Annotated in this window: 24 protein-coding genes; 18 read left to right on the top strand and 6 right to left on the bottom strand. The window is 71.5% G+C overall.

Features of this window, described 5'->3' with window-relative positions; translation table 11 throughout:
• The first annotated feature begins 20 nt into the window (after positions 1 to 20).
• The 4 genes from ASE20_RS17820 (at position 21) to ASE20_RS17805 (ending at position 4,120) form a co-directional block, all read left to right on the top strand.
• The gene (locus ASE20_RS17820) at positions 21 to 389 is read left to right on the top strand and encodes a YraN family protein (protein ID WP_056895929.1); all 369 of its coding nucleotides are present in this window, start codon (positions 21 to 23) and stop codon (positions 387 to 389) included.
• On the top strand, positions 389 to 1,996 hold the full coding sequence (locus ASE20_RS17815; protein ID WP_056895928.1) for a YifB family Mg chelatase-like AAA ATPase: 1,608 nt from the start codon (positions 389 to 391) through the stop codon (positions 1,994 to 1,996). Before ASE20_RS17820 ends, ASE20_RS17815 begins: the two co-directional genes overlap by 1 nt.
• Positions 1,993 to 3,138, top strand: coding sequence for a DNA-processing protein DprA (dprA, locus tag ASE20_RS17810; protein WP_056895927.1), 1,146 nt, complete (start codon positions 1,993 to 1,995; stop codon positions 3,136 to 3,138). Before ASE20_RS17815 ends, dprA begins: the two co-directional genes overlap by 4 nt.
• 85 nt (positions 3,139 to 3,223) lie before the next feature.
• Positions 3,224 to 4,120 (top strand): tyrosine recombinase XerC, encoded by an 897-nt coding sequence (locus ASE20_RS17805; protein ID WP_056896372.1) that lies wholly within the window; start codon positions 3,224 to 3,226, stop codon positions 4,118 to 4,120.
• Here the strand turns inward: ASE20_RS17805 and ASE20_RS17800 are convergent.
• Positions 4,068 to 4,652, bottom strand: coding sequence for a M23 family metallopeptidase (locus tag ASE20_RS17800; RefSeq protein ID WP_082612540.1), 585 nt, complete (start codon positions 4,650 to 4,652; stop codon positions 4,068 to 4,070). The genes ASE20_RS17805 and ASE20_RS17800 overlap by 53 nt on opposite strands.
• 311 nt (positions 4,653 to 4,963) lie before the next feature.
• On the opposite strand from ASE20_RS17800, the gene rpsB reads away from it, so the two are divergent.
• From rpsB to ASE20_RS17760, 8 genes are all read left to right on the top strand, one after another.
• Positions 4,964 to 5,821 carry a 30S ribosomal protein S2 gene (gene rpsB / locus ASE20_RS17795; RefSeq protein WP_056895926.1) on the top strand — a complete coding sequence of 286 codons (858 nt, stop codon included), beginning with the start codon at positions 4,964 to 4,966 and terminating at the stop codon, positions 5,819 to 5,821.
• A 40-nt stretch (positions 5,822 to 5,861) separates the two neighbouring features.
• Positions 5,862 to 6,671: a translation elongation factor Ts gene (tsf, locus tag ASE20_RS17790; protein WP_056895925.1), complete on the top strand. Its 810-nt coding sequence runs from the start codon at positions 5,862 to 5,864 to the stop codon at positions 6,669 to 6,671.
• Positions 6,672 to 6,824: 153 nt separating this feature from the next.
• Entirely contained in the window at positions 6,825 to 8,021 is a 1,197-nt protein-coding gene (locus ASE20_RS17785; RefSeq protein ID WP_056895924.1) for an SPFH domain-containing protein, read from the top strand.
• A gap of 1 nt (position 8,022) precedes the next feature.
• Positions 8,023 to 9,279 (top strand): hypothetical protein, encoded by a 1,257-nt coding sequence (locus ASE20_RS17780; protein WP_056895923.1) that lies wholly within the window; start codon positions 8,023 to 8,025, stop codon positions 9,277 to 9,279.
• Positions 9,276 to 9,548 carry a hypothetical protein gene (locus tag ASE20_RS17775; protein WP_056895922.1) on the top strand — a complete coding sequence of 91 codons (273 nt, stop codon included), beginning with the start codon at positions 9,276 to 9,278 and terminating at the stop codon, positions 9,546 to 9,548. The genes ASE20_RS17780 and ASE20_RS17775 overlap by 4 nt, the downstream gene beginning before the upstream one ends.
• Positions 9,549 to 9,606: 58 nt before the next feature.
• Positions 9,607 to 10,320, top strand: coding sequence for a UMP kinase (pyrH, locus tag ASE20_RS17770; RefSeq protein ID WP_056895921.1), 714 nt, complete (start codon positions 9,607 to 9,609; stop codon positions 10,318 to 10,320).
• 45 nt (positions 10,321 to 10,365) lie between these two features.
• The gene (gene frr, locus ASE20_RS17765) at positions 10,366 to 10,920 is read left to right on the top strand and encodes a ribosome recycling factor (protein WP_200952884.1); all 555 of its coding nucleotides are present in this window, start codon (positions 10,366 to 10,368) and stop codon (positions 10,918 to 10,920) included.
• A gap of 25 nt (positions 10,921 to 10,945) precedes the next feature.
• Entirely contained in the window at positions 10,946 to 11,833 is an 888-nt protein-coding gene (locus ASE20_RS17760) for a phosphatidate cytidylyltransferase (RefSeq protein WP_056895919.1), read from the top strand.
• On the opposite strand, the gene ASE20_RS17755 is transcribed toward ASE20_RS17760, so the two are convergent.
• Both ASE20_RS17755 and ASE20_RS17750 read right to left on the bottom strand, forming a co-directional pair.
• Complete coding sequence (locus ASE20_RS17755) at positions 11,818 to 12,933, bottom strand: hypothetical protein (RefSeq protein WP_200952861.1); 1,116 nt, start codon at positions 12,931 to 12,933, stop codon at positions 11,818 to 11,820. The two genes, ASE20_RS17760 and ASE20_RS17755, sit on opposite strands and share 16 nt — an antisense overlap.
• Positions 12,930 to 13,721: a tryptophan 2,3-dioxygenase gene (locus ASE20_RS17750; protein WP_056895917.1), complete on the bottom strand. Its 792-nt coding sequence runs from the start codon at positions 13,719 to 13,721 to the stop codon at positions 12,930 to 12,932. Before ASE20_RS17750 ends, ASE20_RS17755 begins: the two co-directional genes overlap by 4 nt.
• Before the next feature lie 77 nt (positions 13,722 to 13,798).
• Between ASE20_RS17750 and ASE20_RS17745 the strand changes: the two genes are divergently transcribed.
• The 3 genes from ASE20_RS17745 (at position 13,799) to ASE20_RS17735 (ending at position 16,190) form a co-directional block, all read left to right on the top strand.
• Positions 13,799 to 14,173 (top strand): hypothetical protein, encoded by a 375-nt coding sequence (locus ASE20_RS17745; protein ID WP_225869232.1) that lies wholly within the window; start codon positions 13,799 to 13,801, stop codon positions 14,171 to 14,173.
• Between the two features lie 68 nt (positions 14,174 to 14,241).
• Positions 14,242 to 15,381, top strand: coding sequence for a 23S rRNA (adenine(2503)-C(2))-methyltransferase RlmN (rlmN, locus tag ASE20_RS17740; protein WP_056895916.1), 1,140 nt, complete (start codon positions 14,242 to 14,244; stop codon positions 15,379 to 15,381).
• An 8-nt stretch (positions 15,382 to 15,389) separates the two neighbouring features.
• Positions 15,390 to 16,190 (top strand): GNAT family N-acetyltransferase, encoded by an 801-nt coding sequence (locus ASE20_RS17735; protein WP_157538687.1) that lies wholly within the window; start codon positions 15,390 to 15,392, stop codon positions 16,188 to 16,190.
• On the opposite strand, the gene ASE20_RS17730 is transcribed toward ASE20_RS17735, so the two are convergent.
• Positions 16,183 to 17,895: a TIGR03767 family metallophosphoesterase gene (locus tag ASE20_RS17730; RefSeq protein ID WP_056895914.1), complete on the bottom strand. Its 1,713-nt coding sequence runs from the start codon at positions 17,893 to 17,895 to the stop codon at positions 16,183 to 16,185. The two genes, ASE20_RS17735 and ASE20_RS17730, sit on opposite strands and share 8 nt — an antisense overlap.
• Before the next feature lie 131 nt (positions 17,896 to 18,026).
• Between ASE20_RS17730 and ASE20_RS17725 the strand changes: the two genes are divergently transcribed.
• Positions 18,027 to 19,169, top strand: coding sequence for a glycosyltransferase family 4 protein (locus ASE20_RS17725; RefSeq protein ID WP_056895913.1), 1,143 nt, complete (start codon positions 18,027 to 18,029; stop codon positions 19,167 to 19,169).
• Here ASE20_RS17725 and ASE20_RS17720 read toward each other — a convergent pair whose 3' ends face one another.
• Positions 19,170 to 20,105 (bottom strand): LOG family protein, encoded by a 936-nt coding sequence (locus tag ASE20_RS17720; RefSeq protein WP_157538686.1) that lies wholly within the window; start codon positions 20,103 to 20,105, stop codon positions 19,170 to 19,172.
• 76 nt (positions 20,106 to 20,181) lie between these two features.
• Between ASE20_RS17720 and ASE20_RS17715 the strand changes: the two genes are divergently transcribed.
• Positions 20,182 to 21,468, top strand: coding sequence for an O-acetylhomoserine aminocarboxypropyltransferase/cysteine synthase family protein (locus ASE20_RS17715; protein ID WP_056895911.1), 1,287 nt, complete (start codon positions 20,182 to 20,184; stop codon positions 21,466 to 21,468).
• Positions 21,469 to 21,477: 9 nt separating this feature from the next.
• Positions 21,478 to 22,572 carry a homoserine O-acetyltransferase MetX gene (gene metX, locus ASE20_RS17710; RefSeq protein ID WP_056895910.1) on the top strand — a complete coding sequence of 365 codons (1,095 nt, stop codon included), beginning with the start codon at positions 21,478 to 21,480 and terminating at the stop codon, positions 22,570 to 22,572.
• A gap of 7 nt (positions 22,573 to 22,579) precedes the next feature.
• Here metX and ASE20_RS17705 read toward each other — a convergent pair whose 3' ends face one another.
• Positions 22,580 to 23,425 (bottom strand): serine protein kinase RIO, encoded by an 846-nt coding sequence (locus tag ASE20_RS17705; RefSeq protein WP_056895909.1) that lies wholly within the window; start codon positions 23,423 to 23,425, stop codon positions 22,580 to 22,582.
• Between the last annotated feature and the right edge of the window lie 330 nt (positions 23,426 to 23,755).

The following is a 23,755-nucleotide window of genomic DNA, read 5'->3' as shown; positions in this document are numbered from 1 at the left end:
GAACCCGCACGCTGTGCGGCATGACCACCACAGCACAGGCCCGCCGGGCCATCGGGGCCTACGGCGAGGAGCGCGCCGCCCGGTACCTCGTCGCGCTCGGCATGATGGTGCTCGAGCGCAACTGGCGCTGCGACGAGGGCGAGATCGACATCGTGCTGCGCGACGGCGCGACCCTCGTCGTGTGCGAGGTGAAGACCCGCACCAGCGATGTCGCCGGCACCCCCCACGAGGCGATCACCGCCACCAAGCTCGCCCGGCTGCAACGGCTGGGGGAGCGGTGGGCAGCTGCGCGCGAAATCCACCCCGACGGGATCCGCATCGACCTCGTCGCCGTGCTGCGTCCACGGCGCGGAGCGCCGGTCATCGAGCACGTCCCGGGGTTGTACTGATGCCGTTCGCCACCACGCACTGCGTCGCGCTCGACGGGGCCCGCGGCCACCTGATCGACGTCCAGGCGGATGTGTCGACCGGACAGGCAGGCATCACCGTGGTCGGTCGCGCCGGAGCGGCGCTGCGCGAGGGGCTCGACCGCGTCAGGATGGCCATCGCCAACAGCGACCTCAGCTGGCCGTCCTCGATGCGGACCACCATCCTCCTGGCGCCGGCCGACCTGCCGAAGTCGGGAACCCACTTCGACCTCGCGATGGCGATGACCGTGCTCGCCGCCACGGGGCAGGTCCCGCGGACCGGCCTCGCGGGGACCGCCTTCATCGGCGAGCTGACGCTCGCCGGCAGCCTGCGACCTGCAGTGGGAGTGCTGCCGATGGCTCTGGCCGCCGCCGACCGAGGGGTCCGGCGCCTCGTCGTCCCCGAGCCACAGGCTGCCGAGGCAGCGATGGTGCCCGGCCTCGACATCATCGGTGCCCGCTCCCTCGCCCAGGTGGTCGCCCTCGTGGCGGGTGAGGTACCCCCGGAAGCACCGCCGGTCGTGTCCGCGTCGGGCACCGACCTGATCGTGTGGCGAGGCGCCGGCCGGCTCGACGACCTCGACTTCGCCGACCTGCGCGGGATGCTCGACGAGAAGTACGCCGCCGAGGTGGCCGCGGCTGGAGGACACGCGCTGCTGCTGTCGGGACCGAAGGGCTGCGGCAAGACCAGTCTGGCCGAGCGACTGCCGACCATCCTTCCCGACCTGACGACCGAGGAGTCGCTCGAGCTGACCGCGCTGCACTCGCTCGCCGGCGCGCTCGACCCGGGCCAGGGCATGATCGTCCGGCCTCCGTTCGCGGCCCCTCACCACGACGCCAGCAAGGCCAGCGTGATCGGCGGAGGGCAGGGGCGCGTGCAGCCGGGAGAGATCTCGCGCGCCCACGCGGGCGTGCTCTTCCTCGACGAGTTCCCGCTGTTCCGCTCGGACATCATCGAGGCACTGCGCCAGCCACTCGAGAACGGCGACATCACCATCGCGCGCCGTGACGAATCGGTGACCCTGCCCGCCCGCGGGATGCTCGTCGTCGCCAGCAACCCCTGTCCCTGTGGCAACTGGACCGCCGCTGCCCGCAGCAACAGGTGCACCTGCCCGGAGACCGTCCGGCGGCGCTACCAGGCGCGCATGTCGGGCCCCATCGCCGACCGCATCGACATCGTGCGGCACGTCAGGTCGGCCTCGCCCGCTGCCCAGGACCCCTTCCGGCCCGTGGAGGGCTCGAGCGAGGTGCAGGCACGGGTCGCGGAGGCACGCCGCCGACAGCTGAGCCGGTTCGAGGGCAGGGACTGGCGCCTCAACTCGCAGATCCCGAGCCCGCGCCTCAAGGACACCTGGCCGGTCCACCCCGACGGCAAGGCGCTCATCGATGCCGAGACCTTCGGCGGCCGGCTGAGCGCCCGCGGAGCCGTCCGGGTCCAACGGCTGGCCTGGACGGTCGCCGACCTCCAGTCCGTCCGCAGTGGTCGTGACATCGACCCCGGGGAGGCCGAGGTCGCCGTCGCGCTGCGGCTGCGAACGGGGCGGCCGCTCGACGTCGCGACGGTCCGGCCCGCCGAGGGCGTGGCATGAGCACCGGGAACCGCGCCGACGAGGACCGGATCGCGCGCGCGGCCATCAGCCTGGCGATCGAGCCGGGCGACTGGCGCGCTCTCGGCCTGACCCGGGAGCTCGGACCGCAGCAGTTCCTCGACGTGCTGCGCCACCAGCCTGAAGCGCGTCCCGAGTTCGGCGCCGCAGCGGCCCGGCTGGCCGAGACCGATGCCGAGCGCGTCCTCGAGCGGTCGGCCAGCCGGGGCATCCGCTTCGTCGTTCCGGGCGACGACGAGTGGCCCCGTCAGCTCGACGACCTCGCGCGAGCCGGGGTGCTGCACGAACGAGGCGGCGTCCCTGTCGGCCTCTGGGCGAGGGGCCCGTTGCGCCTGGACACGGTGGGCGAGTCCGTGGCGGTGGTCGGCGCACGCTCCTCGACCACCGACGGCGACCAGATCGGGTCCGACCTGTCGGCGTCCATCGGCGCGGCGGGACGTCCGGTGATCAGCGGTGCGGCCTTCGGCATCGACTACGCAGCCCATCGCGGGGCGCTGAGCGCCGACGCCCCGACGGTGGCGGTGATCGCGTGCGGCGTCGATCGGGCGTACCCGGTGGCGCACCGACAGCTCCTCGCGCACCTTGCCGAGCGCCACGCGGTCATCTCGGAGGCGCCGCCCGGCTCGGCTCCGTTCCGAATCCGCTTCCTCGCCCGCAACCGCCTCATCGCTGGCCTGAGTCGCGGCACGCTCGTCGTCGAGGCGGCCATCCGCAGTGGAGCCCTCAACACGGCGAGCTGGGCCGAACGCCTCAACCGGGTCGTGATGGCCACGCCCGGACTGGTCAGCAGCGCCGCCTCCGAGGGCACCCACCAGCTGATCCGCCGGGGCTCGGCGACCCTGGTCACCTCGGCGGCGGAGGTGCTCGAGCTGGTCGGCGTCGCGGGCCAGGACCTCGCGCCCGAGCCGCGTGCACCCGACCGGCCCCGCGACCGGCTGTCCGTCCGGGCGCGCCAGGTCCTCGACGCGGTCCCGGTCGCGACGCCGGTCCCGGCCGACTCGATCGCCCGGGTCGCCGGACTCGGCGTCGAGGACGTACGCCGCCTTCTCTCCGGTATGGCCGAGGCCGACCTCGTCGAGCGGCTCCCGACCGGTTGGCGACTCACCGCCGAGGGCCGCGGGTGAGCGCGGCCGGCGGACCTACGATGAGCGCGTGGGTGCTGCTGCGGAGGTTCCGGACGCGCAGCCCCCCGTGCTGCCCGAGTGGGCGATGGGCGTGCTCGGCGCCTACGAGCGCCACCTCGTCGCCGAGCGTGACCTCGCCCCGCACACGGTGAAGGCCTACCTCGCCGACATCGGCGGCCTGCTCGACCACGCCGCGCGCTACGGGCTCGAGGGCGTCGACGAGCTCGACCTGCGCACCCTCCGCAGCTGGCTGGCGCGTCAGCAGAGCTCCGGCCTGTCCCGCACCACCCTCGCCCGACGGGCCACCGCGGCGCGCGTGTTCACCGGATGGTTGGCGCGGACCGGCCGGGCGCGGGCGGACGTCGGTTCCTCGCTCGGCTCGCCGAAGCCGCACCGCACCCTGCCCGACGTCCTGCGTGTCGACGAGGCGCGCGACCTGATCGCGGCCGCGACCGAGCTCGCCGACGACGGCAGTCCCGTCGGGTTGCGCGACGTGGCGATGCTCGAGCTGCTCTACGCCACCGGGATGCGCGTCGGCGAGCTCTGCGCGCTCGACGTCGACGACCTCGACCGCGACCGCAACGTCGTCCGGGTCTTCGGCAAGGGCCGCAAGGAGCGGACCATCCCGTTCGGCGCTCCCGCCGCGGTGGCCCTCGACCGGTGGACGGTCGGCGGCCGCCCCCAGCTCGCCCGGCCCGGCTCGGGCGGCGCCCTGTTCCTCGGCGCGCGCGGTGGTCGGATCGACCAGCGCGCCGTCCGCACCCTGGTCCACCGGCGGCTGGCCGACGTCCCCGGCGCCCCCGACCTCGGCCCGCACGGCCTGCGCCACACGGCCGCGACCCACCTCCTCGAGGGCGGTGCCGACCTGCGCTCGGTGCAGGAGCTGCTCGGCCACGCGTCGCTGGCGACGACGCAGCGGTACACCCACGTCACCACGGACCGCCTACGCCGGGCCTACCAGCAGGCACACCCCAGGGCCTGAACAGCGCCGGCAGCTCGCCCCACAGCGGCAGCAGGCGGACCGGACCCGCACCGACGAGCCGCAGCGGGTCGAGGTAGGTCTCGCCCCGGATCCACCCCCAGTGCAGGCAGGCGCGTGGGAAGCAGTGCGAGCCCACGAGCTCGAGCTGTCCGAGCACTGCGCCGGCAGCCACGGGGGATCCGACGGCGACCCTGGCGGTGACGGGCTCGTAGGTGGTCCGGGTGTCTCCGTGGCCGACCACGACCACCCCGCGCCCGGCGATCCGGCCGGCGAACACGACCTGCCCGGGAAGGGCGGCGAGGACCGGCTGGCCCGGGCTGCCGGCCAGGTCGACGCCGCGGTGTCCCGCGCCCCAGGTCACGTCGGGCGGGTCGAAGCCGGCGACCACCTCCGGTTGCGGGCGCAGCGGCCAGGCGCCCACCGGGTCGTGGGCACCGGGACCCTCAGCCTGCGCGGGGGAAGGGCAGGCGAGCAGGCAGAGCAGCAGGAGGAACAGGAGCAGGAGCCGGAAGGAAGGGGCGGACGGGCGCATGCAGGGATGGTGCGCGCGGGGTCCGACGAACCGGACGTTCGTGGGGCCAGCCTGTGGAGGACAGGGGAGGGGTGAGCGGTCTGTGGACGGCTCCCGGCCGCAATTGGGCCAGCGGCCGCCGGACGCCGTACGCTGGGACGTACCGGTCCGCCCTGGACCGGAATTCGCTCGTCCGCAGACCACGGCGACTCCCCTCCGGAGCCGCATCACCCGTGGGCGTCGATCCTCGGTCCACCCGAGCCGCAAGGCTGGGTGGTGGGACGGCGCGCAGGCGACAGGACCAACTGAAAACCAAACAGGAGAAAATCATCATGGCTGTCGTGACCATGCGCCAGCTCCTCGAGAGCGGCGTCCACTTCGGACACCAGACCCGTCGTTGGAACCCGAAGATGAAGCGGTTCATCCTCACGGACCGCAACGGCATCTACATCATCGACCTGCAGCAGTCGCTGGCCTACATCGACCGCAGCTACGCCTTCGTCAAGGAGACCGTGGCCAAGGGCGGCACGATCATGTTCGTCGGCACGAAGAAGCAGGCGCAGGAGGCCATCGCCGAGCAGGCGACGCGCGTCGGCATGCCCTACGTCAACCAGCGTTGGCTCGGCGGCATGCTCACCAACTTCCAGACCGTGCACCAGCGGATCAACCGCCTCAAGGAGCTCGACGAGGTCGACTTCGAGGACGTCGCCGGCAGCAGCCGCACCAAGAAGGAGCTGCTGCAGATGCGCCGCGAGCGCGACAAGCTGAACAAGTCGCTCGGCGGTATCCGTGAGATGACCCGCACCCCCTCCGCGGTGTGGATCGTCGACACCAACAAGGAGCACCTGGCCGTCGAGGAGGCGCGCAAGCTGCGCATCCCGATCATCGCCATCCTCGACTCCAACTGCGACCCGGACGACGTCGACTTCCCGATCCCGGGCAACGACGACGCCATCCGCGCGGTCGGCCTCCTCACCCGCGTCATCGCCGACGCCGCCGCCGAGGGCCTGATGGCCCGCTCGGGTGCCGGTGCGACGACCCCCGCGGCCGCCGAGCCGCTGGCCGAGTGGGAGCGCGAGCTGCTCGAGGGCGCCGAGACGCCGGCCGCCGACGCCGCTGCCGAGGCCACCGAGGCGCCTGCTGCTGAGGCGCCCGTCGCCGAGGCCGCTGACGCCCCGGCCGAGGCCTGAGCGACACCCACCACTTCTTCCAGAGAGCGATAGAGGATTCATGGCATTCACTGCTGCTGACGTCAAGAAGCTCCGTGAGCTGACCAGCGCCGGGATGATGGACTGCAAGAAGGCGCTCGACGAGACCGACGGCGACTTCGACAAGGCCGTCGAGCTGCTCCGCGTCAAGGGTGCGGCCAAGGCTGCCGCTCGTGGCGCCGAGCGCGAGACGTCGGCCGGCCTCGTGGCCAACGCCGGTGGCGCGCTCATCGAGCTGAAGTCGGAGACCGACTTCGTCGCCAAGAACGAGGAGTTCATCAAGGCTGCCCAGCAGATCGCCGAGGCGGTCGACGCGGGCAAGGCCACCGACACCGAGGCCGCCAAGGCGCTGCCGCTGGGCGACAGCACCGTCGGTGCGGTCGTCGAGCACCTCGCCATCACCATCGGCGAGAAGATCGAGCTCGGTGGCGTGGCGTACTTCGACGGCCCCGTCGCGGTCTACCTGCACAAGCGTGCGGCCGACCTCCCGCCGGCCGTCGGCGTCCTGGTCGAGTACGACGGCAACGAGGCCGCTGCGCGCGCCGCCGCCATGCAGGTCGCGGCGCTCAAGGCCCAGTACCTCACCCGTGACGAGGTCCCCGCCGACATCGTCGCCGCGGAGAAGGACGTCCTGACCAAGAAGACGATCGAGGAGGGCAAGCCGGAGGCTGCCGTCGCCAAGATCGTCGAGGGTCGCCTGGGTGGCTTCTTCAAGGAGCTGGTGCTCCTCGAGCAGGAGTCCGTCTCGGAGTCGAAGAAGACGGTCAAGGCCGTCCTCGACGAGGCCGGCACGACGGTCAAGCGTTTCGCCCGATTCGAGGTCGGCGCCTGATCCAGGCACCGCTCGACGGCATCACGGCCGGTACCACGAAAGTGGTGCCGGCCGTTGTCGTCCGTGTGTAGGTTTGTCGGGCCCGGCCCGCGGAGAAGTGACCGGTGACGTGCGCCCACCGCGGACGCACGCGTCTGCAAAAGGAGAACGTCAGTGGGACTCATCCAGGCTGCAATCGGCGCCATCGGCGGCACGCTCGCTGACCAGTGGGTCGACTTCTACGGCGTTCCGGACGGCATCGGCTCGACCGTCGCCGTCTTCCCGGCCGTCGCCAAGGGCCAGAACGCCGGTCGCGGCAGCAACACCCAGGGCTCCGAGGGCGTCATCACCAACGGCTCCAAGATCATCGTTCCCGAGGGCTACGGCCTGGTGCTGCTCGAGGACGGGGCCTTCACGGGGTTCGCCGCCGAGCCCGGCGCCTACATCTGGAACTCCGACGACCCGGCCTCGCAGTCGGTCTTCACCGGCGGTGGCCTCGTCGACTCGATCATCAAGCAGAGCTGGGAGCGCTTCAAGTTCGGCGGTCGCCCGTCGGCGCAGCAGTCCGCGATCTTCGTGACGCTCAAGGAGCTGCCCAACAACAAGTTCGGCACGCAGTCCGAGATCTACTGGGACGACGCCTTCCTCAACACCCAGGTCGGCGCGATCACCCGCGGCACCTACACCCTGAAGATCACCGACCCGCTGACCTTCATCCGCAACTTCGTGCCCGCCGAGGTCATCGGCGGCCGCAAGTCGTTCGACTTCACCGACATCGACAACCCGGCCGGTGAGCAGCTGTTCAACGAGGTCGTCGGTTCGCTGGCGCCGGCGTTCTCGATGTACACGAACGACCCGGCCAAGGGCAACCGGATCACCAAGCTGCAGCAGGACTCCATCGGCTTCGCGCAGTCGCTGTCGGCCGCCGTCGAGCAGAACTACCAGTGGCGCACCGACCGCGGCATCGAGATCGTGAAGACGGCGATCATCTCCATCGAGTACGACGCCAACACCCGCGAGCTGCTCAAGAACGTCCAGCGCGCCGACGCCCTCTCCGGCTCCCGCGGCAACTCCAACCTCCAGGCGTCGGTCGCGGCCGGCATCGAGGCGGCGGGCGAGAACGCCGGCCCGGGCGGCCTGATCGGCATGGGCATGGCGACCGGAGGCATGGGCCTGGGCGGCCTGCAGCAGCCCGTCCCGCCGGCCGGAGCGCCGGCGGCCCCCGCCGCGACCGCGCCCCCCGCCGCACCCGCGGAGGCAGCCGCGGAGGACCCGATGGCCGTCCTCAAGCGCGCCAAGGAGATGCTCGACGCCGGCCTGATCACCCAGGCCGACTACGACGCGGCAAAGGCGAAGGCGCTCGGTCTCTGACATGTCCCAGGAGTCCGTGGAGCCGCAGCGGCCCACCTTCGACGGCCCGCCGCTGTCGCTCGAGGAGGAGCTGGCTGCGGCGAAGGCCGAGCCCGAGGCCGGGCCGAGCATCGAGACCGTCAACGAGTCGCTCAAGGACGGCCTGAACCGCTGCCCGAAGTGCGGCTCGACCGACGTCCAGCTCCGCGGCTCCACGGGCATGCTGATCTGCCTGTTCTGCCGCAACGAGTGGCAGGAGGCCCGCGTCGAGGAGGAGTTCGGCCTCGGCGAGGGCATCGACCAGCTCGAGGGCACGATCATCGCCAGCGGCGCCGAGGACATCGCCGCCGATGCGGCCGACATGGTCACCTTCAAGTGCGAGGCGTGCGGGGCGGAGGTCGTGGTCGACACGGCCCACTCGCTCAACGCGCGCTGCCACTGGTGCCGGCACACGCTCAACGTCAACACCCAGATCCCCAACGGTGCCGTGCCCGACGCGGTGCTGCCCTTCCGCCTGACCAAGGACGAGGCGGTCGAGAAGATCCGGGCGTTCGCCTCGAAGCGGCGGCTGTTCGCGCACAAGCGGTTCAAGAAGGAGTTCATCCCGGAGAACGTGCTGGGCGTCTACCTGCCGTACCTCGTGATCGACGCCCGCGCGCAGTCGCAGTACTGGGGCAAGGGCGAGGTGCAGACCCGCCGCTGGACCGAGAAGCAGGGCGACAACACGGTCACCTACTACGCCGCCGACGTCTACCAGGTCGCCCGTCAGGTGTCCTTCACCGTCGACGACCTGACCGTCGAGGGCGCCGCGGAGCGCGCCGACTTCAGCAGCGGCAACACCAACAACATCGTCAACACGATCCTGCCGTTCGACACCAAGAACGCCGTGAAGTGGAACGCCAGCTACCTCGTCGGCTTCACGAGCGAGAAGCGCAACCTCAACGTGGAGGCGCTCAAGCCGGTCCTCGAGGACCAGCTGCTGTCGATCGGCCGCTCGCAGGTGCACTCCTCGCTCGGCCGGTTCGACCGCGGGGTGCGCTGGGAGCAGGAGCAGCTCGACGTCGGCGGCTCCCGCTGGGTGTCGATGTACCTGCCGGTCTGGCTGTACTCCTACCGACAGGAGAGCAACGGGTTGCTGCACTACATCGCGGTCAACGCGCGCACCGGCGAGACCATGGGCAGCATCCCGGTCTCGCAGCCCAAGCTGCTGCTCGCGGCGTTCACGGTCGGCACCTTCCTCGAAGGCGTCGCCGGCGCGATCCTGGTGGCGACAGCATGATCCTCGACCTCATCGCCCAGGCCGGCGACGACTCCCCGATCTGGCTGCTCGCGGCCGGGCCCGCGGGCGGCGCCGGTACCTACTGGCTGATCTACCGCTACTACCGCAACAACGACAAGTCGCACTCCTTCGAGCGCGAGACGATCATCGAGGCCCAGCCGGTCCAGGGCGGCGAGGAGCGGGTCGACCACATCTCGAAGACCCGCGACTCCGACATCGACGGCGACAACAGCGGCAACTACCGCGCCAGGGTCCAGCGCATCCGGTGAGTCCGGGGGAGCACTGATAGCCTCGGACCGCTCCCCACCCCTGACTGGAAGGACCCTGGTGCCCGGTTACAAGCGAGTCCTGCTGAAGCTCTCCGGAGAGGTCTTCGGCGGCGGCAAGGTCGGTGTCGACCCGGACGTCGTGCAGGCCATCGCCCGCGAGGTGAAAGCCGTCGTGGACGCCGGTGTGCAGATCGCGGTCGTGACCGGCGGTGGCAACTTCTTCCGCGGAGCCGAGCTCCAGCAGCGCGGCATGGACCGCGTCCGCGCCGACTACATGGGCATGCTCGGCATCGTCATGAACTGCCTGGCGCTGCAGGACTTCCTCGAGAAGATGGGCGTCGAGACTCGCGTGCAGACCGCGATCACCATGGGCCAGGTCGCCGAGCCCTACATCCCGCGTCGCGCGATCCGCCACATGGAGAAGGGCCGGGTCGTGATCTTCGGCGCCGGCATGGGCATGCCCTACTTCTCGACCGACACGGTTGCCGTCCAGCGCGCGCTGGAGAGCAAGTGCGACGTGGTGCTGGTCGCCAAGAGCGGTGTCGACGGCGTCTACAGCGCCGACCCCAAGATCGACCCGACCGCCACCAAGTACGACGAGCTGACCTACGACCACGCGATCGCCCAGGGCCTGCGCATCATGGACCAGACCGCCTTCGCCCTGTGCGGTGAGAACAAGCTGCCGATGATCGTGTTCGGCATGGAGCCCGAGGGCAACATCCTGCGGGTGGTGCAGGGTGAGAAGATCGGCACGCGGGTCAGCGCAGGCTGAAGCCTGCTGCACGCCCCCGAACCAGGCAAGAATGGAGATCCGGTGATCAACGACATCCTCAACGAGGCCGACCAGAAGATGGGCAAGTCGGTCGACGCGACCCGTGAGGAGTTTGCGGCGATCCGGGCAGGCCGGGCGCACCCGAGCATGTTCAGCAAGATCCTCGTCGACTACTACGGCGCCCCGACCCCGATCCAGCAGCTCGCGTCGTTCAGCGCGCCCGAGCCGCGGGTGATCATCATTTCGCCGTTCGACGCCGGCGCCAAGGTCAACATCGAGAAGGCGATCCGCGACTCCGACCTCGGCATCAACCCGTCCGACGACGGCCAGGTGCTGCGTTGCGTGTTCCCCGAGCTGACCGAGGAGCGCCGCAAGGGCTTCATCAAGCTCGCCAAGGAGAAGGCCGAGGGCGGCAAGGTCGCCGTCCGCCAGGTCCGCCAGAAGGCCAAGCAGGGCCTCGAGAAGCTCGAGAAGGACGGCGAGGTCGGCAAGGACGACGTCACCGGCGCCGAGAAGCGGCTCGACGGCTTCACCAAGAAGCACACCGACGCCATCGACGAGCTCCTCAAGAGCAAGGAAGCGGAGCTGCTCGAGGTCTGATCCTCAGAGCACTCATCCGCACCCGATGTCGACAACGCCGTCGTCTGGACAACCTGCCGCGTCCGTACCCCAGAAGGACCACGGCCGGGCCGGCCGCGACCTCAAGGCCGCCGTCGGCTCCGCCGTCGTGCTCCTGAGCGCGATCGCCGCGTCCCTGCTGATCTGGAAGCCCGCCTTCATGGCGATCGTCGCGATCGCCGTGGTGGTGGCCGTCTGGGAGCTCCGGAAGGGGCTGCTGGCCAAGGACATCGACCTCCCGGAGCAGCCGCTGATGGTCGGCGGGGTCGTGATGGTCGTCGTCGCCTACCTGTGGGGCTCGGCCGCGCTCGTCACCGCCACCGCGGTCGCAGCCCTGGTGATCATGCTGTGGCTGCTGCGCCGCGGCATCGACGGCTACGTCAAGAACGCCACCGCGTCGGTGTTCTCGCTGGTCTACCTGCCCTTCCTGGGCTCGTTCGTGGCGCTCCTCCTCGCGGAGGGCGGCCGCAACGGCGGCGGCCTCGACGACAAGGGCGTCCAGGGGATCATCACCTTCATCCTGGTGACGATCGCCTCCGACATCGGCGGCTACATCGCGGGCGTGCTCTTCGGCAAGCACCCGATGGCGCCGGTGATCTCGCCCAAGAAGTCGTGGGAGGGCTTCGCCGGCTCGGCGATCGCCACCGTCGGCGCGGGTGTCGCGCTGGTGGTCTACCTGCTCGAGGGCGACTGGTGGATCGGCGTCGCGCTGGGCCTGATCGCGGTCGTGATGGCCACGCTCGGCGACCTGTGCGAGTCGGTGATCAAGCGCGACCTCGGCATCAAGGACATGAGCCAGGTGATCCCGGGCCACGGCGGCCTGATGGACCGCCTCGACTCGCTGCTCGCAACGATCGCCCCGATCTGGCTGCTGCTGCACTACGGCGTCTTCTGACCGACCTCGCCGAGCAGCGCCACGGCAGTCGTCAGCTGCTCGTCCGAGAGGTACGGCGCCGGGCCGAGCCGCAAGTACGGCCCGCGGTGGTCCGCGCGCACCCCGCGCTCGGCCAGCGTCGCCCGGAGTCGTGCCGCGTGCGGTGAGCTGAGCGCGAGGAAGCCGCCGAACTCCTCGGCCGGGGTGTCCCGGTCGCGGGTGACGACGTCCTCGGGCAGGTCGAGCGCGTCGAAGGCGTCGGTGAGGATCCCGCGCTGGCGTCGGGAGGTCTCCCGCAGCACTGCCGGCGTCAGCCCCTGCTCGTCGAAGAAGTCGAGCACGCGCGCCGCGCGGTAGTGGCTCGTCGGGTCGTACGTCGACCCCGCGAACCGGTCCCCGTCGTGCGCGAACCAACCGGTGACCACCGGCCGCGTCCCGGCCGCGTGCGGCGGGACCCGTAGGAAGCAGCAGCCCTCGCCGAGCTGGAGGTACTTGTAGCCGCCGCCGACGACCCAGGCCTCGGCGAGACCGTCGTCCCGCACCGAGAGCGGTACGACGCCGAGCTGGTGGTAGGCGTCGACGAGCAGCTCCGTGCCTGAGCGCTCGCAGGCCTGCGCCACCGCCGCGAGACCCGGCACGATGCGCGCGGTCTCGAACAGGACGGACGAGACCACGACCGCCGCCGTACGGTCGTCCACGGCGCCGGCGAGCCGTTCGGCGAGTGTCTCGGCGGGCGCGGTCGGCACCCGCACCACCTCGACGCCCTCCTCCTCGAGCCGGTCGAGCTGACGCCGGGTGGAGTGGAACTCGCCGTCGGTGGTGACCAGCCGCGGCCGCGCGCGCAGGGGGAGCGCGGACAGGAAGCGCACCAGCAGCTCGTGCGCGCTGGCCCCGAGCGTCACCTCGGCACCGGGGTCGTCGAGCAGCGTCCGGACCCCGGTCCGCAGCCGTTCCGCGCGGACCTCGGCCCTGGCCCACTTCTCGTCGACGGCGAGCGCGGCGTCGTCGTAGGCCTCGAGCACCGCGTCGCGGGCGACGTCCGGCCAGGCCTGGTGGGCGTGGCCGGTGAGGAGCAGCCGCTCGGCGACGCGGAAGTGCGTGTAGTGAGTGGCCAGGCTCACATCTCGCTCCGGATCGCCCACAGGTCAGGGAAGAGCTGGTGGGTGACCGTGCTCCACAGGTACTGCGCCCCGGAGGAGCCGCCGGTGCCCATCTTCGCGCCGATGGTCCGCTCGACCATCTTCACGTGCCGGTAGCGCCACTCCTGGAGGCCCTCGTCGAGGTCGACCAGCCGTTCGGCCACCTGCGCGGCACCGCCGTCGTCGGCGTACGCGGCGAGGAGGAGGCGCTGGACGTCGGGGGAGGGCTCCCACGGGGTCGTGAGGTCCCGCTCGAGGGCGGCCGGCGGGACGTCGTAGCCCAGCTGGTCCAGGTAGCGCAGGAAGGAGTCGAAGACGGAGGGGCGCGACATCGCGGCCGCGATCCGCCCGCGGCCGGGACTGCCCTCGGGGTAGTGCTCGAAGACGCGGCGGTCACGGCGGCCCAGGGTCGCCTCGAGCTCGCGGAACTGCTCGGACTGGAAGCCGCTCGACGCGTCGAGCCGGCCGCGGAAGCTGGTGAACTGGCGCGGCGTCATCGTCTCCAGGACGTCGACCTGCGCGACGGCCACCTTGAGGATCGCCAGCACGCGGCCCAGCGTGTGCAGTGAGCGCGCGGTGTCGCCGTCCTCGAGGCGCTGCTGCAGGCCGGTGAGCTCGTGCAGCATCTGCTTGAACCAGAGCTCGTAGACCTGGTGGATGACGATGAAGAGCAGCTCGTCGTGCTCGTCCGAGCGGGGGTGCTGGGCGGCGAGGACGTCGTCGAGGGCGAGGTAGCTGCTGTAGGTCAACGCGGGGTGCTGGTCGGTCACCCGACTACTGTCACAGGTCGGCCCGGGTGGCGGCCAGCACGACGCGCTGCGCACGGGTTGGCTACGATCGCCCGGACATGAACCAGCGAATCGAGGGCCGCCCCACGGCGGACGAGACGGACGACGGGACCGAGCGGTCGCGGCGGCCCGACTGGTTCCACCGCGGGCACCCGGTCTTCTTCCCGCTCGCCGGCTTCTTCACCGGCATGGTCTCCATCATCGTCGTGCCCGGCGTGTACGCCGCCGTCATCAAGGGCCTCGCCGGCTACGACCGCGCCGAGGAGCTCTTCCCGTTCGTGCTCCTGCTGCTCGTCGTACCCATCGCGATGCTGGTGCCGCGCCGCACCCGCCGGTTCGCGCGCTACATGCTGCTCGGCATGGTCGCGACCATCGTGGTGGTCGGCGGTGTCGCGGCCGCGGTGCTGTTCTTCCTGCTGAAGAAGGACGCCTGAGCCCCGCCCACCGAGGCTGACCTCGCGGGATTGGGCGCCGTACGCCGACGGTGGGACAATCGACGGTGATGTCCGAGCAGCCCGCGACCGCCCCGAAGTCGCTTCCCCTCGTCTTCGCCGAGCCGCGTGGACGCAAGAAGCCTCCCCGGCACCTGGCCGACCTGACCTCGGACGAGCGCAAGGACCTGCTGGTCGAGATGGGCCTGCCGGGCTTCCGCGCCAAGCAGCTGTCCACCCACTACTTCGGCCGGCTGGTCCACGACCCCGCCGAGATGACCGACCTGCCGGCCGCGCAGCGCGCCGAGCTGGTGGGCGCGCTGCTGCCCGACCTGATGGACCCGATCCGGCAGCAGAGCGCCGACAAGGGCAAGACGGTCAAGACGCTGTGGAAGCTCTTCGACGGCTCGCTCGTCGAGTCGGTGCTGATGCGCTACAAGGACCGCGCCACCATCTGCATCTCCAGCCAGGCCGGCTGCGGCATGGCCTGCCCGTTCTGCGCGACCGGCCAGGGCGGCCTGACCCGCAACATGTCGACCGCCGAGATCGTGCACCAGGTCGTCGTCGGCGCCCGTGCCATGGCCTCCGGCGAGGTCGCCGGCGGTCCCGGCCGCCTGTCCAACGTCGTGTTCATGGGCATGGGCGAGCCGCTCGCCAACTACAAGGCGACCCTCGGCGCCGTGCGACGGCTCACCGAGGAGGCCCCCTCGGGCCTCGGCCTCTCCGCCCGCCACGTCACCGTCTCCACCGTCGGCCTGGTCCCACGGATCCGCCAGCTCGCCGACGAGGGCATCCCGGTGACCCTCGCGCTGTCGCTCCACGCGCCCGACGACGAGCTGCGCAACGACCTGGTCCCGATCAACACCCGCTTCTCCGTCGCCGAGACCGTCGACGCCGCCCACGAGTACTTCTCGAAGACCGGCCGCCGCGTCTCGATCGAGTACGCCCTGATGCGCGACATCAACGACCAGGCCTGGCGGGCCGACCTGCTCGCCGACGTCCTGTCGGCGGAGGGTCGCGGCACCGGCTGGGTCCACATCAACCCGATCCCGCTCAACGACATCCCCGGCTCGCAGTTCACGCGCTCGCGCGAGGAGGACATGGACGAGTTCGTCCGGATCCTCAACGGCCGTGGCATCGCGACGACGCTGCGGGACACGCGGGGAAGCGAGATCGACGCGGCCTGCGGGCAGCTGGCCGCCTCGGAGTGACCTGGGGCATGACCCCACCACCTCGGGACCGGGTGCTGGCCGCGAGCGCCGCCTGGGCGTTCGTGCCCGCCGGTGCGCCCCGCGCCGAGGCTGACGAGTACTTGCTCGTCCGCTACCCCGACTGGACCGAGCGCCCGGTCCAGGTCGTCCACACCCTCGCCGGCAGGCCCATCGAGCAGGTCGTCGACGAGGTGCTCGAGCGTGCCCGCCCGATGGTCGATCCCGCCGTACCGGCGTCAGCAGACGTCGCGTGGTGGGTGCGGCTCGATGCGCCGGTGGGGCTCGAGCAGGCGCTCGTCGCCCGCGGGGCGGTGCTGGACGAGACGGTGGACGTGCTGGCCTGCTCGCTCGGCGACGAGGACGACCTGCCGGCGCCGGACGTCGAGCTGCGCTGGAGCGACGACCTGGCGGTCTTCGCCGATGCCGTCCGGCTGAGCGCCGAGGTGTTCGGGGGTACGGCGACCGACCGGGCCACGCTCGAGGCGACCTTCCCCGGCGAGCAGGCCAAGGTGCGCACCGGGGGCGGGGGAGCCGTCGTCGCGTACGACGAGCACGGCCGGGCTGTCGGCTCCGGCGGGCTCACCATGGCCGGCGCCGACGCCCGGCTCTGGGGAGGGGTGGTCGTCCCCGAGGCGCGCGGGCGGGGGATCTACCGCGCGGTCCTCGCCGCGCGCCTGGCCTACGCGCGGCAGCACGGAGCCGACCTCGCGATCGTCAAGGGACGCGTGCAGACGTCCGGCCCGATCCTGCGCCGGGCCGGCTTCGCGGGCTTCGGTCAGGAGCGGTCCTGGCTGCTCCCCATCAGCTGAGCGGGTTCGTGACCAGGAGCTCCACGTTGCGGTCCTCGGGCGCGCCCGAGCCGTCGAGGTGGTGGTGCCAGTCGTTGGCCGACAGCTCGCGGGCGAGACCGGCGAGCTCCTGGGCGTTGGCGGTGCCCGCGCCGGAGGAGGCCGGACCGGCGTGGTCGACCATCGTGGTGAAGATCGACAGGGTGCCGTCGTGGTTGTCGGCGACCTCGATGATCCGGGCCTGCTGCGGCCAGTCGATGTGCGAGGCCGTGGTGATCTCCCACAGGCCACCGCCGGCGGGGCGCGGGCGCGGGGTGATCTTGTTGCGGTGGGTGTGGCCGTTGATCCACGCGACCACGTTGGGCGTGGCGAGCAGGGCGTCGAGGACGGTGCCGCCGGTGACGCGCGGTTCGATGCTGCCGCCGGTCGCGACGAGCGGGTTGCCCATGGTGTCGGAGGTGTGGTGGCTGAACACCATCACGACCTTGTCGGCCGACTGCTCGAGGAGCGCCGTCAGCCAGGCGAACTGCGTCTTGTCGAGCGAGCCGTCGGCGTACCCGTTCGGGTTGACCGTGTCCATGACGATGAAACGGAAGGCGCCCCGGTCGAAGCTGTAGTACGCCGTGCCCTGCTGGCGGTTGGTGGCGGTGAAGCCGTGGCCGAACGGCAGGCCGCCCATCGTGAAGTGCTGCTCGACGACCTGCTTGCGCGTCAGCAGGCGGCGGTTGAGGTCGGGCGTCACGGCGCGGACCACGGTGTTGAGCGCGCCGCCGAGCAGGTTGGTCAGCAGGTCGGCCGGGTCGGTCATGAGGTCGTCGAGCAGCTGGGCCGGGTTGAGGCCGAGCGGCGGCGAGACGATCTTGAGCGCACCGAGTGCGAGCAGGTTGAGCTGCAGCGTGCTGGTGGGGAAGTTGCCCTGCACGAGTCCGTCGTGGTTGCCGAACACCGAGTACCACGGCATGTTCAGGCCCTCGGCGGTGAACGGCCGGCGGGCCGCGTCCAGCAGCCCCGGTACGACGGGGAAGCCGTACTCCGCGCGCGGCCGGTCCACCGGCTTGCCGGCCGGGTTGCCGTGCGGGTGCCAGTACGCCGTGTCGTAGGTCGCCGCCGTGCTGTCGGCGACGCCCTCCCACCGCGTCAGGTTGCCGGAGTCGACGCGCACCTGGCCGCCGTTGAGCACCCCGATGTTCCAGCGGACCTCGTTGAGCTGCGAGTTGTCGGAGTTGTCGCCCGTCTGGATCGCCAGCGCCAGCGGCTTGCCGGTGACGGGGCCGGCGGCGATCTGGTTGATCGCGCGCACCATCGAGTCGGCGACCTGTCCGGTGAGCATCTCGTGCGGACGGTACGACGACGAGAACAACCCGGTGGCGGGCAGCGGGCTCGGGTCGTCGAGACGGTCGGTCCACTCCAGGCGCATCGGGGACTGGGCGTCGACGACGTGCACGTCGCTGAGCTGGACGAAGGCGAGCAGGCCCTGGCGGGCGCGGCCGGCGTTCGCAGGGACGCCGAGCCCGGCGCGGACGGTGTGGTCCTCGGCGGCGACCGCGATCACGGGTCGGTAGCCGCCGAAGCCCGGCGTACCGGGGGCGTAGGTCGGGGGCAGCGACACCGGTGCCGGGTCCGCGTGGGCGGAGGACCGGAGGATGCCGGGCATCGTGGTGGCGGCAGCGGCGAGCCCGCCGGCAGCGATGGTCTTGCGGATCAGGTCACGGCGAGAGATCTCCACGCGGACTCAACGACGGGTTTATGACCTGAGTCACGTTCAGATTTCAGGGACCCTCGCCGTTCACCTGTCGGTCGCCGGACACTCGCGACCAGGTGACGAGGTGTTGACGCGACGTCCTTAGCGTCAGCCCCATGAACAAGCTCCGGGTCCTCGTCGTCGCCGAGTCGTTCCTGCCGCAGATCAACGGTGTCACCAACTCGGTACGCCGTGTGCTCGAGCACCTGTCGGCCGAGGGGCACCACGCCCAGCTGGTCGCCCCGACCGGCCCCGAGACGTACGCCGGCTTCCGCGTGCACCGGGCCCGCGGCGCGAACCTGCCGTTCTACCCCGACTTCCGCCTGGGCCTGGAGACCCGTCGCCGGCTGCGCCACCTGATGACGCAGTACCGCCCCGACGTGGTCCACATCGCCTCGCCGGCGACCCTCGGCTACCAGGCCGCACGCGCCGCCCACGAGCTCGGCATCCCGACGGTCGCGATCTACCAGACGGACCTGGTCGGCTTCGCCGAGCGCTACGACCTGCCGGGCGGCGCCCGGGCGATGGCCGGCCTGACCCGCCGCATCCACCTCCAGGTGGACCGCACGCTCGCCCCGTCGACCGCCAGCATCGACCAGCTCGAGCAGCTCGGCGTCCCCGACGTGCACCGCTGGGGGCGTGGCGTCGACCTCGTGGCCTTCCACCCGCGCCACCGCGACGAGGCGCTGCGCCGCCGGCTCGCGCCCGACGGCCGCCTCGTCATCGGGTACGTCGGCCGCGTGGCCGCCGAGAAGGAGCTCGACCTACTCACCCACCTCGCCGACGACCCGCGCTACGCACTCGTCGTGGTGGGTGGCGGTCCGGACGAGCCCCGACTGCGGAACCTGCTCGGCGACCGCGCGAGCTTCCTCGGCCTGCTGCACGGTGACGACCTGAGCCGCGCCTACGCCTCGCTCGACGTCTTCGTGCACACCGGCCGCTACGAGACCTTCTGCCAGTCCGCCCAGGAGGCGCTGGCCTCCGGCGTGCCGGTGGTCGCCCCCGCCGCGGGCGGACCGATCGACGTCGTCGCCCACGGTGCGACCGGCCTGCTCTACCGGCCCAGCGACGGCCGGGACCTGGCTGCCGCGGTCGACCGGCTCGCGTCCGACCCCGAGCTCCGGGCCGCCATGGGCGCCACCGCGCTGCGGGCGGTCCAGGAGCGGTCGTGGTTCGCGATCAACGAGCAGCTGCTGGAGCACTACCGCGCGGTCATCGGGCCGCAGGCGTCCGAGCGGCCGTCGTACCGGGCGGCGTGATCAGCTGAACAGGGCGGCCGCCTCGTCGACCGTGTCGACGAGGTGCACGTGGCCCTCCATCGCCCGGCCCTGCGCGAGGGCCTGCAGCAGCGGCCAGGCCGGCAGCGTCCGGGTCCAGTAGGTGCGCCCGACCAGCACCATCGGCGCGACGGCCGCGTCGGTCGCGTAGTAGTTCTCGCATGCGTCCTGGAAGATCTCCTGCACCGTGCCGCCGGCCCCGGGCAGGAACACGATGCCTGCGTCGCAGACCTGCAGCAGGATCGCCTCGCGCAGCGCGTTGCGGAAGTACTTGGCGATCGCCGTGGCGAAGAGGTTCGGCGGCTCGTGGCCGTAGTGCCAGGTCGGGACGCCGAGCGAGGGCCGCGGGTCGGGCGACAGGGCGAGCGCCGCGCGGGCGGCGCCGACCCAGGCGTCGATCGACGGCCGGAACGACGGTACGGCGGCCACCAACCCGAGCGCCTCCTCCAGTGCCGCTGCCGACAGGCCCGCCATCCGCCCGCCGAGGTTGGCCGCCTCCATCGCGCCCGGACCGCCGCCGGTCGCGACCACGTGACGGTCGCCGAGCAGCGCGCCGAGCCGGGCGGCGTCGGCGTACGCCACCGTCCCGCGGTCCGCGGCGTGCCCGCCCATCACGCCGACGAGCGGCCGGTCGCGGACCCAGGTGGCGAGCGCGGTGTCGACCGCCTGGTCGTGCAACACCTCGGCGAGGGCCTCGGCCGGGCCGCAGGCCGCCCGCGCCCACACGTTGGCGCGGGCGTCGAAGGTGTCGGCGTAGACGTCACGGTCGTAGAGCTCGGCGGGGGAGTAAAGCGCGTCGCGGGTGACGTCGAGGCCGGCGAGGTGGGCCGCGGCGGCCTCGGCGGCGCCGGACTGCCACTGGCGGTCGGTGTCGGTGCGGGCCTCGACGACGACGGTCCTGCTGCGGGTGCTCCTCACGCCGCCGGACGCTACCCGGTTCAAGGGCTGGACGCCTTGTTCACATGTTTCTTGATCAAGTCACTACAGTTAACTCATGACCCACCGTCCCGAGACCCTCGCCGTGCACGCCGGTCAGGAGCAGCCCGACCCCGCGACCAATGCGCGCGCCGTGCCGATCTACCAGACCACGTCGTACGTCTTCAACGACACCGAGCACGCAGCGAACCTGTTCGCCCTCGCCGAGCCCGGCAACATCTACACGCGGATCATGAACCCGACGCAGTCGGCGTTCGAGGAGCGCGTCGCGCAGCTCGAGGGCGGTGTCGGGGCCCTCGCCGTGGCGTCGGGATCGGCCGCGATCACCTACGCCGTGCTCAACCTGACCTACGCCGGCGACAACATCGTGGCCATCTCGACGCTGTACGGCGGCACCTACGCCCTCTTCGCGCACACGCTGCCGCAGTACGGCATCGAGGTCCGCTTCGTCGACCCGAACCGGCCCGAGGACCTCGCGAAGCACGTCGACGAGAGGACCAAGCTGGTCTTCGCCGAGACCATCGGCAACCCGAAGATCAATGTCGTCGACACCCGCGCCTGGGCCGACGCCGCGCACGCCGCCGGGCTGCCGCTCGTGGTCGACAACACGGTCACCACGCCGTACCTGGAGCGGGTCTTCGACCACGGTGCCGACGTCGCGGTGCACTCCGCGACCAAGTACATCGGTGGGCACGGCACGTCGATCGGCGGCGTCATCGTCGACTCCGGCAACTTCGACTGGGCCGCCCACTCCGAGCGGTTCCCGGGCCTGACCACGCCGGACTCGGCGTACCACGGTGTCGTGTGGACGGAGGCCGTCGGCAACCTCGCCTACATCATCCGCGCCCGCACGGTCCTGCTCCGCAACACCGGCGCTGCGATCGCGCCGCTCAACTCGTTCCTCTTCCTGCAGGGCCTGGAGACGCTGCACCTGCGCCTGGAGCGGCACAGCGAGAACGCGCTCGCCGTCGCGAAGTACCTCCAGGCCCACGAGGCCGTCGCCTGGGTGAACTACCCGGGCCTCGAGGGGGACCCGTCCAAGGCGGTCGCGGACCGGCTCTTCACCGGCAAGGGGTACGGCGGCCTGGTCTCCTTCGGCCTCACGAGTGGCCGCGACGGCGGCAAGCGCTTCATCGAGTCGCTGGAGCTGTTCAGCCACCTCGTGAACATCGGCGACGCCAAGTCCCTCGCGGTCCACAACGCCAGCACCACCCACTCGCAGCTCACGCCCGAGGAGCTCGAGGCGGCCGGTGTGCCCGAGGACCTGGTCCGGCTCTCGGTCGGCATCGAGAACATCGACGACATCCTCGCCGACCTCGAGCAGGCCCTGATCGCCGCGAAGTGACCGTCGCCAGTGACTGACTCCGTCGGGGTCGTCGCGACCCAGCGGGCCGTGCTCACGCAGCGCGGCCCGCTGGTGCTCGCCTCCGGCGCCGAGCTGGCGCACGTCGAGGTCGCCTACGAGACCTACGGCGAGCTGAACGCCGCGCGCGACAACGCCGTCGTCGTCTGCCACGCACTCACCGGCGACGCGCACGCCGCCGGCTGGCACGAGGGCGCCCGACGGCCGGGCTGGTGGGACAACCTGATCGGTCCCGGCAAGGCGCTGGACACCCAGCGCCTCTTCGTCGTCTCCGCGAACCTGCTCGGCGGTTGCTCGGGCACCACCGGTCCGCAGTCGATCGACCCGGCCACCGGCCGCGCGTACGGCCCCGACTTCCCGCTGCTCGACATGGCCGACCTGGTCGCCGCCCACCGCGGCCTGCTCGACCACCTCGGCATCGACCGGCTGCACGCCGCCGTCGGCGGGTCCCTCGGCGGCATGCAGGTCCTGGAGTGGGCGCTGCAGGAGCCGGACCGGATCGACCGCGCGGTCCTCGTCGCCGCCAGCTCACGCCTGACCACCGAGAACATCGCGTTCTCCTCCGTCGCCCGCGCGGCGATCCTCGAGGACCCCGACTTCCACGCAGGCCGGTACGCCGAGCACGGCGTCACCCCGCGCCACGGCCTCAAGGTCGCCCGGATGATGGCCCACATCACCTACGTCTCGGGCTCCTCGCTCGAGGCGAAGTTCGGCCACCGGCGCGCCACGTCGGGGCTGGCCAAGCGGCTCGACGCCGACTTCGAGGTCGAGGACTACCTGCAGCACCAGGGGGAGTCCTTCCTGCGCCGCTTCGACGCGTTGTCCTACCTCCACCTGACCCGGCCGATGGACTACTTCGACCCGTTCGGGAGCCACCCGGGCGTCGTACCGTCGACCCGGTTCCGGCTGCTGTCCTTCGACTCCGACTGGCGCTTCCCGACGACCCACTCGCTGCGCATCCGCGACGAGCTGGCCGCGCGCGGGGTGGCCGTGGCCCACACGGAGATCAGCTCCCCGTGGGGCCACGACTCGTTCCTGCTGGAGCCGCCGGGCTACCACGACATGGTCGCGGAGTTCCTGCGCTGAACGGCGCTCAGAACGCGTGCGCCATCAGGTCGCCGAACAGCTCCTGCGGGTCCACCTCGAGCCCCCGTCGCACGAACCACGAGCACACGTTCGTGCAGTCGCGCAGCAGGAAGTCGAAGCCCTGGGCGTTGCCGACCAGGTCGACCAGCTGGGGCAGGTCGATCACCACGAGGCGGTCGCCGGCGGCGAGGATGTTGTACGGCGACAGGTCGCCGTGCACGAGTCCCGCCTGGACGAGGACGGCCATCGCGTCGCGCAGCTGGTCGAAGTACGACGCCAGCAGCGCGGGGTCGGGCCGGGTCTGGGCCAGGCGGGGCGCGGTCTCGCCGTCGACCGAGATCCACTCCATCAGGATCTCGGTGCCGTCGACCTGCACCGGGTAGGGGACCGGCAGCCCCAGCTCCCAGCAGCGGTTGAGCGCGCTCCACTCGGAGATCGCCCACTCGCCCGCGGCGACCTCGCGGCCGAAGGTGCTCTTGCGCTTGATGGCGCGCTCGTCGCGGGAGCGCTTCATGCTGCGTCCCTCGGTGTAGCTCGCCGACCGGTGGAAGGTCCGGTGGTCGGGCGCGCGGTACCGCTTCGCCGCCATCACCACGGACTGGGCCGGGTCGTGCGGGTCGGTGCGGTCGAGCAGGAAGACGTCGGCCTCCTTGCCGGTCTTCAGGATGCCGAGGTCGGTGTCGATCGCGCCCTGTGAGGTGACCACCCAGTCGGGGCGGGGCTCGGGGCCGCGGGACAGCGGTTCGACAGAGAGCCAGGTCGACCACCGTTGGCCGGGCTCGAGCTCGTCGTAGGACTGGTAGTCGAAGACGAAGCGTGGATCGATGTCAGGGGAGAGGTTCTCCTGGAACAAGACAGGTGCTCCTGTGGGTCGAGAGGAAACGGTCTGCGGGCAGGCCGATGACAGTCATGGACATGTCGCGCTCCTCTCGACGGGCGTCCGCGCGATCGCGGACGACAGCTCGATGGTGGAGGACCGGAGCGCCCGGCGGCAACCGATTTGCGACGAACCGTCAGGCGGCGAGGGCGAGCTCGATCCGGAAGCAGCGCAGGAACGAGTACTCGGCCGGGGCGATCGTGCTCGTGCCCTCGCTNGGGGGTGCGCCAGATCCAGCGGTCGGGTCCGAGCTGGTGGACCTCGTAGCCGAGATGTGTCTTGGCTCGGTGCGCGTGGCGGGTCAAC

Origin of the sequence: Nocardioides sp. Root240, assembly GCF_001428825.1 — a bacterium.
Lineage (GTDB): Bacteria > Actinomycetota > Actinomycetes > Propionibacteriales > Nocardioidaceae > Nocardioides.
Note: the sequence above shows the minus strand (reverse complement) of the source record. Positions and strands in the feature narration are given on the sequence as shown.